This is a genomic window from Pseudomonas sp. SF2 (assembly GCF_036858055.1).
Lineage (GTDB): Bacteria > Pseudomonadota > Gammaproteobacteria > Pseudomonadales > Pseudomonadaceae > Aquipseudomonas.
The window spans coordinates 22,569-37,968 of record NZ_JAMBDI010000010.1 but is presented as its reverse complement, the minus strand read 5'-3'; the positions used below and the strand labels follow the sequence as shown (position 1 = coordinate 37,968).

At 61.6% G+C, this 15,400-nt stretch carries 14 protein-coding genes; 5 read left to right on the top strand and 9 right to left on the bottom strand.

Annotated features, from left to right (window positions below; genetic code table 11):
• Positions 1 to 33: 33 nt before the first annotated feature.
• The 4 genes from M2S36_RS07235 to M2S36_RS07220 form a co-directional block, all read right to left on the bottom strand.
• Positions 34 to 1,224: a Bcr/CflA family efflux MFS transporter gene (locus M2S36_RS07235; RefSeq protein ID WP_241105846.1), complete on the bottom strand. Its 1,191-nt coding sequence runs from the start codon at positions 1,222 to 1,224 to the stop codon at positions 34 to 36.
• A gap of 272 nt (positions 1,225 to 1,496) precedes the next feature.
• Positions 1,497 to 1,907: an SRPBCC family protein gene (locus M2S36_RS07230; RefSeq protein WP_333956887.1), complete on the bottom strand. Its 411-nt coding sequence runs from the start codon at positions 1,905 to 1,907 to the stop codon at positions 1,497 to 1,499.
• Between the two features lie 73 nt (positions 1,908 to 1,980).
• Positions 1,981 to 2,991 carry an aldo/keto reductase gene (locus M2S36_RS07225; RefSeq protein WP_233686910.1) on the bottom strand — a complete coding sequence of 337 codons (1,011 nt, stop codon included), beginning with the start codon at positions 2,989 to 2,991 and terminating at the stop codon, positions 1,981 to 1,983.
• 215 nt (positions 2,992 to 3,206) lie between these two features.
• Entirely contained in the window at positions 3,207 to 4,127 is a 921-nt protein-coding gene (locus M2S36_RS07220) for a LysR substrate-binding domain-containing protein (protein ID WP_063912631.1), read from the bottom strand.
• A 196-nt stretch (positions 4,128 to 4,323) separates the two neighbouring features.
• Between M2S36_RS07220 and M2S36_RS07215 the strand changes: the two genes are divergently transcribed.
• From M2S36_RS07215 to M2S36_RS07200, 4 genes are all read left to right on the top strand, one after another.
• Complete coding sequence (locus M2S36_RS07215) at positions 4,324 to 5,073, top strand: SDR family NAD(P)-dependent oxidoreductase (protein WP_063912632.1); 750 nt, start codon at positions 4,324 to 4,326, stop codon at positions 5,071 to 5,073.
• Positions 5,074 to 5,147: 74 nt separating this feature from the next.
• On the top strand, positions 5,148 to 6,446 hold the full coding sequence (locus tag M2S36_RS07210; RefSeq protein WP_108480834.1) for an MFS transporter: 1,299 nt from the start codon (positions 5,148 to 5,150) through the stop codon (positions 6,444 to 6,446).
• A 21-nt stretch (positions 6,447 to 6,467) separates the two neighbouring features.
• Entirely contained in the window at positions 6,468 to 7,316 is an 849-nt protein-coding gene (locus M2S36_RS07205) for a transketolase (protein ID WP_063912634.1), read from the top strand.
• Positions 7,313 to 8,311, top strand: coding sequence for a transketolase family protein (locus M2S36_RS07200; protein ID WP_015271019.1), 999 nt, complete (start codon positions 7,313 to 7,315; stop codon positions 8,309 to 8,311). Before M2S36_RS07205 ends, M2S36_RS07200 begins: the two co-directional genes overlap by 4 nt.
• 209 nt (positions 8,312 to 8,520) lie before the next feature.
• Here M2S36_RS07200 and mdeB read toward each other — a convergent pair whose 3' ends face one another.
• Both mdeB and M2S36_RS07190 read right to left on the bottom strand, forming a co-directional pair.
• The gene (mdeB, locus tag M2S36_RS07195; protein WP_333956884.1) at positions 8,521 to 11,184 is read right to left on the bottom strand and encodes an alpha-ketoglutarate dehydrogenase; all 2,664 of its coding nucleotides are present in this window, start codon (positions 11,182 to 11,184) and stop codon (positions 8,521 to 8,523) included.
• A 103-nt stretch (positions 11,185 to 11,287) separates the two neighbouring features.
• Entirely contained in the window at positions 11,288 to 12,310 is a 1,023-nt protein-coding gene (locus M2S36_RS07190) for a D-cysteine desulfhydrase family protein (protein WP_085622669.1), read from the bottom strand.
• A gap of 111 nt (positions 12,311 to 12,421) precedes the next feature.
• Between M2S36_RS07190 and M2S36_RS07185 the strand changes: the two genes are divergently transcribed.
• Positions 12,422 to 13,303 carry a LysR substrate-binding domain-containing protein gene (locus M2S36_RS07185; protein WP_063912637.1) on the top strand — a complete coding sequence of 294 codons (882 nt, stop codon included), beginning with the start codon at positions 12,422 to 12,424 and terminating at the stop codon, positions 13,301 to 13,303.
• A gap of 51 nt (positions 13,304 to 13,354) precedes the next feature.
• Here M2S36_RS07185 and M2S36_RS07180 read toward each other — a convergent pair whose 3' ends face one another.
• From M2S36_RS07180 to M2S36_RS07170, 3 genes are read right to left on the bottom strand one after another with little or no spacing between them, the layout of a single operon-like run.
• A complete protein-coding gene (locus tag M2S36_RS07180) occupies positions 13,355 to 14,089 on the bottom strand; it encodes an amino acid ABC transporter ATP-binding protein (RefSeq protein WP_046615618.1) in 735 nt (244 codons plus the stop codon).
• Positions 14,076 to 14,723, bottom strand: a complete 648-nt coding sequence (locus tag M2S36_RS07175; RefSeq protein ID WP_063912638.1) for an amino acid ABC transporter permease — start codon at positions 14,721 to 14,723, stop codon at positions 14,076 to 14,078. Before M2S36_RS07175 ends, M2S36_RS07180 begins: the two co-directional genes overlap by 14 nt.
• Entirely contained in the window at positions 14,724 to 15,389 is a 666-nt protein-coding gene (locus M2S36_RS07170; RefSeq protein WP_207831086.1) for an amino acid ABC transporter permease, read from the bottom strand.
• Positions 15,390 to 15,400 lie beyond the last annotated feature (11 nt).

Genomic DNA, 15,400 nt, shown 5'->3' with positions numbered 1-15,400 from the left:
TAATCGCTTTCACCGAGGATGGCTCGCTTGCTATCAAGTTCGAGTGCTCGATAGCGTTTCCGTCAGGCATGCAAGCAGTAGCCATCCGCACAAACTGACACCCAGGAACAAAAGCCCCAGGCTCATCGGCAGTTCGCTTTCGACGCCAGCAACAAGACTGCCAGCCAAACCACCACCTACGAACAACAACGTCGTATTGAGCGACGCTGCCGCACCGGCCTGATGCGGGTAGCGCGCCAAGGCTTGGGTCGTTGCAGCAGGACGCACCAGCGTTGTCCCGGTCGTGCAGATGATCATCGACAGCAGCAGCCCCGCCACCGTCAATCCCGCTAGCTGCTCCCAGATCAACAGTGTGATGCCCCCGGCAGCTATAAGCAGGAATCCTGTCTTGATCTGAACCTGCGGGCTTACACGATTGTTCAAGTAGGTCGCAGCTGCTCCGCCAGCGATATACGCAAGCCCATAGGCGATAAATACCACCGAGAATTGATATGGCGTCAGCCCCAGGCGGTCCATCAACGCCAATGGCGCGACCACGATGAAGGAAAAATGGCAGGCAAACGCGAGGCTGGACAGCAGGGAGTGCGCAAGATAGGTCGTATCACGCAGCATGACCCAATAGCTGCGCATGCCCGAACTACGGCCTCGCGATGCAGGCGTGTCCTGCAGCAATGCATATGACAGGCATGAAACGATCACGGCTATGAAAGCGAATACCGTAAAGCTGCCTTTCCAGCCAAAGGATTGTTGGAGAAAAGCGCCTGCGACCGGTGACAACGAAATGAACAGCCCACTTGCGCTGATCAGCAGGATCCGCATGGCATTGCGCTGTCTACCACTGTACAGATCCTGCACGAGCGCCTGGCCCAGCACGAAACTCCCGCAACCCAGGGCCTGCAGCAAACGGAACGCCATGAACGTCTCATAGCGGGTTGAAAGTACACAACCCACTGCCCCTGCAATGGACACTCCCAACCCAGCGAGCAACAACCGCTTGCGCCCCATGCCATCCGACAATGGCCCGATCACGATTTGCGCCAAGGCGACACCAAACGCAAAGAAGCTCACCGAGTAGGCTATCTGCTGTGACTCGACGTGAAACTCGTCTGCGAGCGCAGGGAATGATGGCAGGATTACATCCAGCGGGAATACACCCAATAGACACAACAGAATCAACAAGGCCGAGCACAGAAAGCTCCTGGGTGAACACAAGGGCCGGTTCACGCTACTAACCCTGGTTTTCTTGTATTGCCGGAAAAGGTCACTGAAATCTCCCTGGAAGCGCCGAACCCTGATGGTAGCGACACCCTAAAGGTGTACAAACCGGACTGGGCAGTGAAACTTCCGATAGAGCCGTAGGACCTCTCCCTTGTAACTGATTGCCGATGAGTTCTGGTGCTACCTGGAAACTCTGCCGACGTGTTAGCCGGCCCCCAGCGACGTTCCAGGGTTCGAATCCTGACACTGTCGCCGGGCAAGCCCTTTCAGAAAACCGCTTAGCCTTCCAGCCCTTTCTTCAGCGCCGCCAGGCCATCTTCGTAGATGCCGGCAAACAGCGCGGTTGCTTCAGCATCGCTGATACCCACCGGCACGAACGAGCCGGACCATTCCACGCGAGAGCCGCTACCTTCAGCCACAACACGCAGGGTCGACTGGTAGTCACGCACCGGAGCCGGGCCTGTGAGGATGGTGTAGCTGTAGCTGCGGCCGGCTTCGTTGAAGTCCAGCAGGCGCTCGACGATGGTGTCGCCAGCCACGCTTTTCAGGGTACGAACGCGGCCGCCTTCGCTCAGGGTGCTTTCGGGAATGAACGGCAGCCAGTCGGGCAGCGCGTCGAAACCGCCAATCAGTTGCCAGACGCGATTGGCATCGGTTGCCAGGGTGATGGAAGCTTGTGCAATTGCCATGGTGATTCTCCTCGGGGCGTGGCCCCATTGATTCGGGGTAGACAGGGCCGCCATGCGGCCCTGCAAGATCGGTTTAAACAGCAGGTACCGGAGCCTGGGCGTTGATCAGCCCTTGCTGGCGCAGGTCGTTCCAGAAGGCCATCGGAATCACCTTGCTCAGGGCGGCGAGGTCTTCGTTGGCGTGTGCAGGGCGGGTGGAGCCCGGGATCACCGAGACCACGGCCGGGTGGGCCAGGGCGAACTGCAGGGCCGCCGCCTTCACATCCACGCCATGGGCACGGGCCACGGCACGGATGCGCTCGAGCTTGGCCAACACCGGCTGGGTGGCTTTCTGGTACTCGAAGTGCTCGCCGCCGGCGGTGACACCCGAGCTGTACGGGCCACCCACGACAATGCCGACACCCTGCTCCACCGCTTGCGGCATGACGCGTTGCAGTGCGCGGTCGTGGTCCAGCAGCGAGTAGCGGCCGGCCAGCAGGAAGCCGTCCGGACGGGCTTCTTCCAGGTCGAGGGTCAGCTCGATCGGCTCGACGCGGTTCACACCCAGGCCCCAGGCCTTGATCACACCTTCTTCACGCAGACGGGTCAGTACGCGGAAGGCACCGGTACGGGCGACTTCGAACTGGCTCAGCCATTCGTCACCGTAGAAGTCCTGGGCGATGTCGTGGATCCAGACGATGTCCAGGCGGTCGGTCTTCAGGCGGCGCAGGCTGTCTTCGATCGAGCGCAGGGTGGCGTCGGCGCTGTAGTCGTTGACGATGCGGTTGCGGTTGCCATGCTCGAACAGGCCGCTTTTTTCGCCCAGTTCACGGGCAGCCGGGTCTTCCAGTTCGTCGAGGATGATGCGGCCGACCTTGGTGCTGAGCACGTACTCGTCACGTGGGCGACCGGCCAGGGCATTGCCCAGGCGGCTTTCGGAGAGGCCGGCACCGTAAAACGGCGCGCTGTCGAAGTAGCGCACGCCGTTGTTCCAGGCGGCATCGACGGTAGCCTGTACTTCGTCTTCAGGCACGTTGCGGAACATGTTGCCCAGTGGGGCGGTACCGAAGCCCAGCGGGTTGGCGATAAGTGATTTGAGGTTCATGTGCATTTTCCTGATGAGGGAGTCGGTTGTGAACTCCAGTGGCTGCAATCCTATGCGCCACCCACCAAGACCGTCCAAGTCATATTTCGAACGACTTTAGACCTTTTATGCAACACCACTCAATCGTGCTTCACTATGCCTGTATCCCACCATGGCATCGATGCGATAGCGATCAGCCCCTTGTTGCCCCCAACAGTCTGTCGTGCGGACTGCTCTCAGTAATTGAAATCATGACCTAGCTGGCCCTGCACCCATTCAAGGAATTGTCGAACCCTGCGGGTTTCAGCATGGCCTCGAGGAAAGACCAGGTGGTGGGCACTGACGGGCGTCGCCAGGTCTTCTGCAAATACCGGTACCAACTCGCCGCGGGCGATATAGTCCTGCGCCAGCAGGGAACTCTCCAAGGCCAGCCCATACCCATGGCTGGCGGCCTCCAGGCTCATGTAGGAGCGATCGAAGCTCAGTGCGTAGGGGGACTGAGGCAACGCCACACCTTGCTGGGCGAACCATTGGGGCCATTGCACCAACGCGGCTTCCGACAGGATCAGGTTCTGCCCCAGCAGATCGCTGGGCTGCTCGATAGACGTACGCTCGAGAAGCCGTGGCGAGGCCAGCACAGTTGCACGTTCATGTCGGATGGTGCGCACTTCCAGGCTGGGCCAGTTGGGGTAGCCATGACGAATATCCAGGTCGATCTGATGACGGCCGAAGTGCAGCGACTCGTAGGAGCACGACAGGTTGATCTGGATTTGCGGGTGACTGTTACGAAAATGGTCCAGGCGCGGTAGCAACCAGAGCAGGCCGAAGCTAGGTGCGGAATGAAGCCGCAGGCAATCGAAGCCCACCGAGTTGCCAGCGCGCTCGGTGGCAGTAGCCAGGCTCTGCAATATGCCTGACACCTCGCGCAGGTACTGCTCGCCTGCCGGGGTCAGCGCAACACCGCGTGCCTCGCGAATGAACAATGGGCGACCGATCAAGGCTTCCAGATTGGCAATCTGGTGGCTCACCGCAGAGGGCGTGAGGTTCAACTGCTCTGCGGCACGTGCGACGTTGGCGAAACGAGCAACTTGCTCGAAGGCCTGAATTGCTTTCAGGGAAGGGATCTGAGGAAGTTTTCGAAGGTTGTCCAGGCTCATGACCATTCCTGAAGGATTCACAGCGGTACCAAGGCTTTTACCTTCCTGTAAGCCCCAGGCACAAGTCGAGGGCTGAATTTTTTTCAGCACCGGGTGAAAGAGGCAGCGTTGCTCGGGGTGCTGTCCGGGACGAAGCTGTGCCTATCGGTTCTGCCGGAACCGTCGCTCACAACAATAATCATCTGGAGCAACCTCGATGCTGTTAACAGGAAAATTTGCCGTGATCACCGGCGCGGCCTCTGCCCGAGGTATCGGCCGGGCAACAGCCCAGGCGTTTGCCGACCAAGGCGCCAGAGTCGCCATCCTCGACCTGGACGCTACTGCCGCAGCCGAAGCTGCCGCTTCACTTGGCGAAGGCCACCTTGGCCTGGCTGCCAACGTTGCCGATGAAGCACAGGTACGTGATGCCATCGCCCAGGTACTCGCGCAATTCGGTCGGATCGACGTGCTGGTAAACAACGCCGGTATCACTCAACCGGTGAAAACCCTGGAAATCACCGGGGCTGACTATGACCGGATTCTCAACGTGAACCTGCGTGGCACATTGTTGATGTCCCAGGCGGTGATCCCAGCCATGCGTGCGCAACGCGCCGGCAGCATCATCTGCATGTCGTCGGTGTCTGCCCAACGTGGTGGCGGCATCTTCGGTGGCCCCCACTACAGCGCAGCGAAGGCTGGCGTGCTCGGTCTGGGCAAGGCGATGGCCCGTGAACTGGGACCGGACAATATTCGCGTCAACTCGATCACCCCAGGCCTGATTCACACTGACATCACCGGTGGCCTCATGCAGGATGAGCGCCGTCACGCCATCATCGAAGGCATCCCGCTGGGCCGCCTGGGTGAGGCGCGCGATGTCGCCAATGCGGCATTGTTCCTGGCCAGTGACCTGTCCAGCTACCTGACGGGCATTACCCTGGATGTCAACGGCGGGATGTTGATCCACTGAGCATCCGGTGCATCGTGACCTGCACCTGACCCGGCGCAGGTCACGCGTTCGATAACAACAAGAGATCAGAACGAATGACCACAATAGCGCTCGATGCGGCATCCGCCGCACGCAGCAGCGCCTACCGTAAAACGGCCTGGCGACTGATGCCTTTTCTCATGCTCTGCTACCTGTGCGCCTATCTGGACAGGGTCAATGTCGGCTTTGCGAAGCTGCAGATGATGGACGACCTTGCCCTTTCCGAAGCGGTCTACGGACTGGGCGCTGGCATGTTCTTCATTGGCTACTTTCTCTGCGAGGTGCCCAGCAACATCATTCTGCACAAAGTGGGCGCTCGACGCTGGATCGCTCGCATCATGATCACCTGGGGCATCATCTCGGCGATGTTCGCCCTGGTAGAGACAGCCTGGCAATTCTATACCCTGCGCTTTTTGCTGGGGATCGCCGAAGCAGGCCTGGCACCGGGGCTTCTGCTGTACCTGACCTATTGGTTCCCGTCTTACCGCCGGGCGAAGATGACCGCGCTGTGGTTCATCGCGATTCCGCTCTCGGGCATGATCGGTGGCCCCTTGTCGGGCTGGATCATGGAGCGCTTTGCCGGCGTGCACGGCTGGGCGGGCTGGCAGTGGATGTTCCTGCTCGAAGCCATCCCCACCGTGCTGGTGGGCATCCTGGTGCTGAGCTACCTGAAGGATGGCGTCGATCAGGCCCATTGGTTGAGCGACGAAGAAAAAGCCCTGGTGCGCAAGGAACTGGCTGAAGACGAGCAACACAAGGTGAACCACGGCTCGGTGGCCGAATTCATCCGCGACCGTCGGCTCTGGTTGCTGGCGGGTATCTACTTCTGCGTGGTGATGGGCCAGTACGCAATCACGTTCTGGCTACCTACGCTGGTACGCAATGCCGGCGTCAACGAACCTTTGCACATCGGCCTGCTGACCAGCCTGCCGTACCTGTGTGCCATTGTCGCGATGCTGTTGGCCGGGCGCAGTGGCGACCGTCACCGTGAACGCCGCTGGCACCTGGCGATCCCCATGCTGATCGGCGCACTTGGCCTGAGCCTCGCCGCAGCACTGGGCAGCAGCCTGACGCTGTCGATCCTCAGTCTGTGCCTGGCTGCGGCAGGGGTGCTGTCCGCCTCCTCGCTGTTCTGGATGCTGCCCACCACGTTGCTGGGAGGTGTCTCGGCGGCAGCAGGCATCGCGGCGGTGAACAGTTTTGCCAACCTCGCCGGTTTCTGCTCGCCGTACCTGATCGGCTGGGTCACTACCACCTTGGGCAGCAATGCCATCGGCATGTATCTCATCACGGCCGTACTCATGTTTGGCGCCTTCCTGGTGTCGCGAGTACCGGCCCATCTGGTCAATCGTTGATTCGATAAAGGAGTCACCTCAATGACTGCTGTGCCTACCTACACTGAGGCGCTGCCGCTGGCTGTGCGCGCCCGAAATATCCGCCACCACGCATTGCGCATGGGGCAAGTCCAGGGCCAGGGCTATGTCGGCCAGGCTCTGGGCGCCGCCGACTTGCTGGCAGTAGCGTATTTCCATGCGCTGCGCATCGACCCCGGCAACCCCGAATGGGAGCAACGCGACCGCTTCTACCTGTCCATCGGGCACTACGCGATCGCCCTCTATGCCGCACTGATCGAGGCCGGCGTAATCCCCGAGGAGGAGCTTGAAACCTACGGTAGCGACGACAGCCGCTTGCCCATGTCCGGTATGGCTGCCTACACCCCAGGCATGGAGATCACCGGTGGCTCGCTCGGCCACGGCTTGGGCATCGCCGTCGGCGCTTGTCTCGGGCTCAAACGCAAGGGGTCGGACAGCTGGGTGTACAACCTGCTGTCCGATGGCGAGCTCAACGAGGGCTCGACCTGGGAGGCTGCCATGTCGGCCAGCCATTGGCGGCTGGACAACCTGATCGCCATCATCGATGTGAACAACCAGCAGGCGGATGGTCATTCCAGTGAGGTACTGGCCTTCGAGCCAATCGTCGACCGCTGGCAAAGCTTTGGCTGGTTCGTCCAGCGAGTGGACGGCAATGACTTGGATGCGCTGGTCGGCGCCTTCGACCAGGCCCGCGCCCACACCGGGGCACAACCGCGCGTCATCATCTGCGATACCCGCATGGGCAAAGGCGTGCCTTTCCTGGAAAACCGCGACAAGACGCACTTCATTCGCGTCGATGAAAACGAATGGGACCTCGCCCTCAAAGCGCTGGACGCCGGGAGCCAAGCATGAGCACTGTGAACTCACCCAAGAAGCGCCTGACCACCTCGGCCATGATCGCCTCGATTGCCGCCGACGGTCAGCCGACCCGCCCTGCCCCGTTCGGCCATGCCTTGGCAAGCCTGGCCGAGCAACGTCAGGATATAGTTGGACTGAGTGCCGACCTGTCCAAGTACACCGACTTGCACATCTTCGCCAAAGCCCACCCCGAGCGCTTCTATCAAATGGGCATGGCCGAACAATTGCTGATGAGCGCCGCCGCCGGCATGGCACGGGAAGGCATGACCCCCTTTGCCACCACTTATGCGGTGTTCGCTTCCCGTCGGGCTTATGACTTCATCTGCATGGCAATCGCAGAAGAGAACCTCAACGTCAAGATCGTCTGTGGGCTGCCTGGCCTGACCACCGGTTATGGCCCTAGCCACCAGGCCACGGATGACCTGGCCATCTTCCGGGCGATGCCCAACCTGATGATCGTCGACCCCTGCGATGCGCTGGAGATCGAACAGGCTGTGCCAGCGATCGCTGCCCATCAGGGTCCGGTCTACATGCGGCTGCTGCGCGGCAACGTACCCTTGGTGCTCGATCGCTACGACTACCAGTTCCAGCTGGGCAAGGCACAGGTGCTGCGCGGTGGCCGAGACGTGCTGTTGATTGCCAGTGGCCTCATGACCATGCGCGCCCTGGAGGCTGCGGAGCAGTTGCAAAAGGACGGCGTGGATGTGTCGGTGCTGCACGTGCCTACCATCAAACCGCTCGATGAACAGACCATCCTCGCCGAGGCACGCAAGCCTGGCCGCCTGGTGGTCACGGCGGAAAACCATTCGATCATAGGGGGCCTGGGGGAAGCAGTGGCGGGCGTACTGCTGCGCAATGGGGTCACACCCACCTTCCGCCAGATCGCGCTACCGGATGCGTTTCTCGATGCGGGTGCACTGCCGACTTTGCATGACCGATACGGGATCTCCACTGACGCTGTGTCGAGGCAGATCAAGGCGTGGCTTTAACCGTAACGACGGATAGAACCTGAGGCGGCGGATGGCACCGGCTTTGCCGGTGTTCGCGGGTGAATCGGGCTCCCACAAGTTACGCGCAAGGTTCAAGGGCTGCGCAAATCCTGTGGGAGACTCCATGGAATCTTTAGCGCGCCAAATGCTGAGGCAACCCGCTGGCCCCGCGGGTTGCCGGCCAAGCACGCTGGCCGGCTTGCAGATACTCAGCGGTTCCAGGGTGCCTCGGCGTGTGCGTCGATGCCATAACGCAGCCGTGCTGCGGCGTGCTTGCCAGGATCGATGCCTGCCAATGCCGCCAGGGCAATGTGCTGACGATCAACCTCGAAGAAGCGACGCAGTGCCGAGCGCGTGTCACTCCGGCCAAAGCCATCGGTACCCAGGGCGGTGAACGGCGCGCTGACATGGGCAGCGATCAACTGGGCATAAGCACGCACGTAGTCGCTGGCCGCCACCACCGGCACAGGCCCGGGCAGGCAGCGCTGCAAGTGGCTCTGCCCTTCGCACTGGCTGCCGAAAAGGCGCTGGCGCTCTACCTCGCGAGCATCGCGTGCCAGCTCCGAGAAACTGGTGACACTCCAGATCTGGCTGCTGATACCCCAGTCCTGCAGCAGCAGCTCGGCGGCGGCGATCACCTCCCGCATGATGGCGCCGGAACCCAGCAGGCGTACCGCAGGCTCCTCCGTTCCGCGCGTGCCGTACAGGCGCATGCCACGGATCACATCGTCGTGTTCGCTGTCCTGCAGCGGGGCCTGGGTGTAGTTCTCGTTGGTCACCGTCAGGTAGTAGAACTCATCGCACTGCTGCTCGAGCATGCGTCGGCTGCCATGGTCGATGATCACGGCCGCCTCGCTGGCGAACGCCGGGTCGTAGGCGCGGCAGTTAGGCACCGTCGAGGCGATGAGCTGGCTGGTACCGTCCTGGTGTTGCAGGCCCTCGCCCGCCAGGGTGGTGCGGCCAGCGGTGGCACCAATCAGGAAGCCACGGGCGCGCTGGTCGGCAGCCGCCCAGATCAGGTCGCCGATGCGCTGGAAACCGAACATCGAATAGTAGATATAGAACGGCAGCATCGGCTCGCTGTTGACGCTGTAGGAGGTCGCTGCGGCGACCCACGAAGAGACAGCACCGGCTTCGGTAATGCCCTCCTCCAGCAACTGGCCGTCGGTGGATTCCTTGTAGTACAGCAATGCACCGGCGTCTTCCGGTTCGTAGAGCTGGCCAACCGGTGAATAGATGCCAACCTGGCGGAACAGATTGGCCATGCCAAAGGTACGCGCCTCGTCGGCCACGATGGGCACGATGCGTGGGCCGAGCTGCTTGTCCTTGAGCAGGTTGGTGAAGAGCCGGACCACAGCCATCGTGGTGGAAATCTCACGATCGTCAGGGGCCAGGGCGAACCGCGCATAGTCGGCAAGCGGCGGTACCGCGATGCTGGGGGCCAGGCTGGTGCGTCGAGGCAGGTAACCACCCAGCGACTGCCGACGGGCATGCAAGTAGCGCAGTTCTGGGCTGTCATCGTGCGGTCGATAAAAGCGCATCTCCTCCACTGCCTGGTCATCCAGCGGCAGCGCAAAACGGTCCCGAAACGCCTTGAGCGCCTCGACGTCCAGTTTCTTCTGTTGGTGCGCGGTGTTGCGCGATTCGCCGGCCTGGCCCATGCCAAAGCCTTTCTTGGTCTTCGCCAGGATGACCGTCGGGTGCCCCTTGTGGCGCTTCGCTGCGTCGAATGCAGCGTGCAACTTGCGAAAATCGTGGCCGCCGCGACGCAGGCCATCGATTTCGGCCGGGCTCATGTGAGCGACCAGCGCGTGCAGCTCCGGGTCGAGGTCGAAGAAATGCGCAAGGTTGTAGGCTGCATCGTTGGCACCCAGGGCCTGGTACTGGCCATCGACGGTGCTGGCCAGGCGGCGCAGCAGAACGTGGTGGTGATCCCGGGCGAACAGGGCATCCCAGCCCGAGCCCCAGACCACTTTGATAACGTTCCAGCCAGCACCCTTGAACAGCGATTCCAGCTCCTGGATGATTTGCCCGTTACCGCGCACAGGCCCGTCAAGCCGCTGCAGGTTGCAGTTGATCACGAAGGTGACATTGTCCAGCTTCTCCCGTGCGGCAAGCGACAGTGCTGCGACCGATTCCGGCTCGTCCATCTCGCCATCGCCGAATACCCCCCAGACATGACGCCCTTCGGTCGAGGCAATGCCACGGTGTTGCAGGTAGCGCAGGAAGCGGGCCTGATAGATTGCGCTGATCGGGCCGATGCCCATGGAGCCGGTCGGAAACTGCCAGAAGTCCGGCATGAGCCAAGGGTGGGGATAGGAGCACAGCCCGCCGCCATCCACCTCCTGCCGATAACGCTCGAGTTGCTGTTGCTCCAGCCGGCCCTCCAGGAAAGCGCGGGCATAGACACCTGGCGCGGAATGCGGCTGGAAATACACCAGGTCGCCTTTGCCTTGTGCAGTATCGGCACGGAAGAAATGGTTGAAGCCCACTTCGAAGATTTCCGCGGCAGAGGCGTAACTGGCGATATGGCCGCCCAGCTCGCCATAGGCCTTGTTCGCCTTGGCCACCATGGCCAGCGCGTTCCAGCGAATGATCGAGGTAATGCGCTCTTCCATCGCCAGATCACCGGGGTACTCCGGTTGCTGTTCCACGGCGATGGTGTTCTGGTAAAGCGAGTATGGGTTGGCAGCGATTCGAGCCCCCAGGTGGCCGGCATGCTCGGCCAGGCGTTGCAGCAGGAATTCCACCCTCCCACTGCCCTCGGTGCGTGCTACGCCCTCCAGGGCATCCAGCCACTCGTTCGTCTCGACGGTATCAACATCTTCAGTACCTTGATCGGCGATCCTGGGCACTTGAATCGGGTTACTCATTTCACACGACCTCAGGTAATTGAAACGACAGCCGCGGGTGCGCCTACTCAAGGTAGACCCCACATTCATCATGCGCAGGCATAAGCACCCGGCGCACTCGTACCTATGCGCCCTGCAGGGCCGACCGATAAGCGAAGATCCCCGGCGCCCCACCGGTCATCAGCAGCAAGATGTTGTCACCCTGTGCGTACAAGCCGCTTTCCAGGTCGGCGACCAGGCCGGCGAACGCTTTTCCGGAGTAGACCGGATCAAGCAACAGCCCCTCGGAACGGGCCATGAGTTGCAACGCCGACAACATGGCTTTCGTCGGAACACCATAGCCCGCGCCGCGATGTGCACCATCGACGGCAATCATTGGCGGCTCGATAACCTGCTCGCTGCCAAGCAGTTCCAAGGTCTGCCGGGTAAGTTCAAGCGTGCGACGGTGCGATTCAGGCGCCTCGGCAAGTACTGCAAAGGACTTGATGAAGCCCGGCGCCCGCCCCATCGCAGCAAACCCGGCGGCCATGCCCGCATGGGTGCCGGAACTGCCATTGGCCATGACCATGTGCGTGAACTTCAGGCCCATGCTGGCTTCCTGCCGGGCGATTTCCAGCGCGGCCTTGGCATAGCCCAGGCCCCCCACGGCTGTCGAGCCGCCGGTGGGAATAACCTTGACCTTGCAGCCCTGCATTTGCAGTTCCTGTGCACGGGTGTCGGCCCAACTCGCCGTGGTAAAACCTTCAGGCACGATATGCACGACGGCCCCGAACAGCTCATCCAGAAGCACATTGCCGTTGTGCTCGTACTCTTCATCATCCCGGGGTACGGCACGGCCCAGCACAAGTTCGCAACGCATGCCCAGCTTCGCACAGGCTGCCGCAGTCAAACGTGCATGATTGGATTGCAGCCCACCCATTGTCACGACCACATCCACCTTGTCTCGAAGGGCCTCGCCAAGGTGAAACTCAAGCTTTCGCAGCTTGTTGCCACCGCCGCCCAGGGCCATGTAATCGTCACGCTTGGCGAACAGCTTGATGCCGCGCTTAAGCAGCCCGAGCGAATGCTCAAGGCCTTCAAGGCGCTGAATGGGTGTTGGCCGGTCGACGAGGCTGACTTGTGGAAAATGTTCGAGCAGCGAATGCAAGGGCGCCACGGGGCATACCTCATTGATGACTTGACAGTCTTCACGGTAAGCAAAAACAATTTGTTAATAAATACAGGTATTGTTCAATCATATTTAACCAGGAGTTAAAATATGGACCGCCTGCGCGCCATGGAGGTATTTGTCAGCGTCGCCGAACAGGGCAGCTTCAGCCAGGCCGCCGAGCACCTGGACCTGTCAGTGGTAATGGTGAGCAGGTATATCCGCCAACTTGAAGATGCAATGCAGGTCGAACTGATCCAGCGCAGTACCCGGCGCATGCACGTCACCGAAGCAGGCCGCGTGTTCTACGAAGAGTCCAGGCAGGCACTGGACCAGGTTCGCAAGGCCTATGAGCGCGTTGAAAGCTTGCAACAGGCACCCAGCGGACTATTGCGTATCAGCGCCCCCATGACCCTGGGCTCGTCGCTGCTCGCGCCGCTGGTTGCCGGCTTTCTCACCGAACACCCGGACGTGCGCGTTGATCTGGTGCTCAGCAACAGTGTCGTCGACCTGATGGCCGAGGGGTTCGATGCTGCTTTGCGCATTGGCAACCTGGGTGATGCAGATCTGGTGGCCAAAGCACTGCGCCCCTATCGGATGGTGATCTGCGCCGCCCCCGGCTACCTGGACAGGCACGGGCGCCCAGCCGTTCCGGCAGACCTGGCCGGGCACAGGTTACTGGCGCACTCCACATGGACCAACCGTTTCACCTGGCCCTTGCTGGACGCTGGCAAGGAATACCCCTGGCCGGAACACTGGGTGCTGAAAAGCAACGATGGCCAGGCATTGCGGCTGGCCGCCCTGGCAGGCAACGGGATCCTGCTGCAACCCGAGTTCCTGGTGGCCGAGGACCTTCGCGCAGGGCGCCTGGTCACACTGCTTGACGACTTCCTGCCCGCTACCCGCCCGGTCAACCTGGTCTATCTGCGCCAGCGCAGCGCGCTACCCAAACTGGATGCCTTCATTCGCTACATCCTGAGGCATGCGGGGTAAGGGGCCGCGCCGAATCGGCATTGGCGCCTTCGCAGGGCAACACGATGGACCCTAACCCCCTGCCACGCTACCGATGAAGTTCGCCAGCTCTGCTGTCCGGGGGGCCGCGAAAACCTCGCGCGGATGGCCCGTCTCGTGGACCTTGCCCTGATGCATGAAGACCAGCTTGTCACCGACTTCCCGGGCAAAACGCATTTCGTGGGTGACCATGATCAGGGTCATGCCTTCACTGGCCAGCTGGCGCACCACACCGAGCACCTCATTGACCAGCTCGGGGTCGAGCGCCGAGGTGATCTCGTCGCACAGCAACACCTTGGGCGACATGGCAAGCGCCCGGGCAATCGCCACCCGCTGCTGCTGGCCGCCGGAAAGGCGGTCCGGGTAGGCGTCGAACTTGTCGCCCAGTCCAACCCTGGCGAGCATCTGTTCGGCCAACTGGCGGGCCTCGGCCTTGCCGGCCTTCTTCACCACCTGGGGCGCAAGCATGACGTTCTGGCCCACGGTCAGGTGAGGGAAGAGGTTGAACTGCTGGAACACCATGCCAACCTTCTGCCGCAGCGAACGCAAGTCGGCGCGGCTGGCATCCAGGTATTCGCCATCCACCTCGATCACCCCGTCGCTGATCGACTCCAGGCCGTTGAGGGTTCGCAGGAAGGTACTCTTGCCGGAACCGCTACGGCCGATGATGGCGACCACCTCGCCCTCCTCGATCGCCAGGTCGACCCCCTTGAGCACATGGTTGTCGCCATAGTACTTGTGCAATGCGGACACTCTAAGCAGGGGCATGCAGCCTCCTCTCCAGGTAACGGGCGCTCAGCGAGAGCGGGTAGCAAAGGACGAAGTAACCCACGGCCACCAGACCGTAGATCAGGAACGGTTCAAAAGTGGCGTTGGCCAACATGCCGCCAGTCTTGGTCAGCTCGGTGAAACCGATGATCGAGGTCACCGCCGTGCCCTTGACCACCTGCACCGAGAACCCGACTGTCGGTGCGACGGCAATGCGCAGGGCCTGGGGCAGGATCACATGGCGCAACTGCTCCAGACGGCTCATGGCCAGGCTGCCGGAGGCCTCCCACTGGCCATGTGGTATGGACTCGACGCAGCCCCGCCAGATCTCGGCGAGAAAGGCACTGGTGAACAGCGTCAAGGCGATGGCCGCCGCCATCCAGGCCGACACATCGATGCCGAACAGGGCGATGCCGAAAAACACCATGAACAGCTGCATCAGCAGCGGCGTCCCCTGGAACAGCTCGATGTAGCTCCTCGCCGCGCCACGCAGCAACCGGCTATCGGAGATGCGCGCCAACAGCAGCAACAGCCCGGCAATACCACCACAGACGAATGCCACCAGCGACAGCAGCAAGGTCCATTGCAAGCCTGCGAGCAGGTTGCGCACGATGTCCCACAAGGTGAAATCCATTCAGCGTCTCCCCATCAACGCGCGTCGACCGAACCATGCCAGCAGTTGGCGCACCAGGATGGCCATGACCAGATACAAGGCCGTGGTCAGCAGGTATGTCTCGAAAGCCCGGAAGTTGCGCGACTGGATGAAGTTGGCAGCGAACGACAGTTCCTCTGTGGCGATCTGCGAGCACACCGCCGAGCCGAGCATGACGATCACGATCTGGCTCGACAGGGCCGGCCAGACCTTGGCCAGTGCAGGTTGCAGCACCACATGGCGAAAAGCCTCGAAACGGCTCATGGCCAATGCCGCCGCAGCCTCCAGTTGCCCTCTGGGGATGGCCTGGATACCCGCCCGAATGATCTCGGTGGAATAGGCGCCAAGGTTGATCACCATGGCCAGTACCGCCGCCTGCCATTCCGTCAACCGAACGCCAAGCGCGGGCAGGCCGAAGAAGATGAAGAACAACTGGACGATGAAGGGCGTGTTGCGGATCAGCTCCACGTAAAGGCCGAACAGGGCATCGAACGGCCGTAGTCGCCAGGCGCGCACCAGCGCACCAAGCACACCGATGGCCACCCCGAACAGGGTGCCGATCAACGTCAGCTCAAGCGTGAACACAGCCCCTTCGAGCAGCAGGCCGCCCTGGGCCAGCACCGGGGAAAAATCAAATTGATAGGCCATGGGTCAGCGAC

Coding starts and splice junctions, on each gene's coding strand:
- M2S36_RS07220 (WP_063912631.1), bottom strand. CDS start 4,127: ATGAGCCTGGACAACCTTCGAAAACTTCCTCAGATCCCTTCCCTGAAA.
- M2S36_RS07210 (WP_108480834.1), top strand. CDS start 5,148: ATGACCACAATAGCGCTCGATGCGGCATCCGCCGCACGCAGCAGCGCC.
- M2S36_RS07230 (WP_333956887.1), bottom strand. CDS start 1,907: ATGGCAATTGCACAAGCTTCCATCACCCTGGCAACCGATGCCAATCGC.
- M2S36_RS07170 (WP_207831086.1), bottom strand. CDS start 15,389: ATGGCCTATCAATTTGATTTTTCCCCGGTGCTGGCCCAGGGCGGCCTG.
- M2S36_RS07175 (WP_063912638.1), bottom strand. CDS start 14,723: ATGGATTTCACCTTGTGGGACATCGTGCGCAACCTGCTCGCAGGCTTG.
- M2S36_RS07180 (WP_046615618.1), bottom strand. CDS start 14,089: ATGCCCCTGCTTAGAGTGTCCGCATTGCACAAGTACTATGGCGACAAC.
- M2S36_RS07200 (WP_015271019.1), top strand. CDS start 7,313: ATGAGCACTGTGAACTCACCCAAGAAGCGCCTGACCACCTCGGCCATG.
- M2S36_RS07225 (WP_233686910.1), bottom strand. CDS start 2,991: ATGAACCTCAAATCACTTATCGCCAACCCGCTGGGCTTCGGTACCGCC.
- M2S36_RS07205 (WP_063912634.1), top strand. CDS start 6,468: ATGACTGCTGTGCCTACCTACACTGAGGCGCTGCCGCTGGCTGTGCGC.
- M2S36_RS07215 (WP_063912632.1), top strand. CDS start 4,324: ATGCTGTTAACAGGAAAATTTGCCGTGATCACCGGCGCGGCCTCTGCC.
- mdeB (WP_333956884.1), bottom strand. CDS start 11,184: ATGAGTAACCCGATTCAAGTGCCCAGGATCGCCGATCAAGGTACTGAA.
- M2S36_RS07185 (WP_063912637.1), top strand. CDS start 12,422: ATGGACCGCCTGCGCGCCATGGAGGTATTTGTCAGCGTCGCCGAACAG.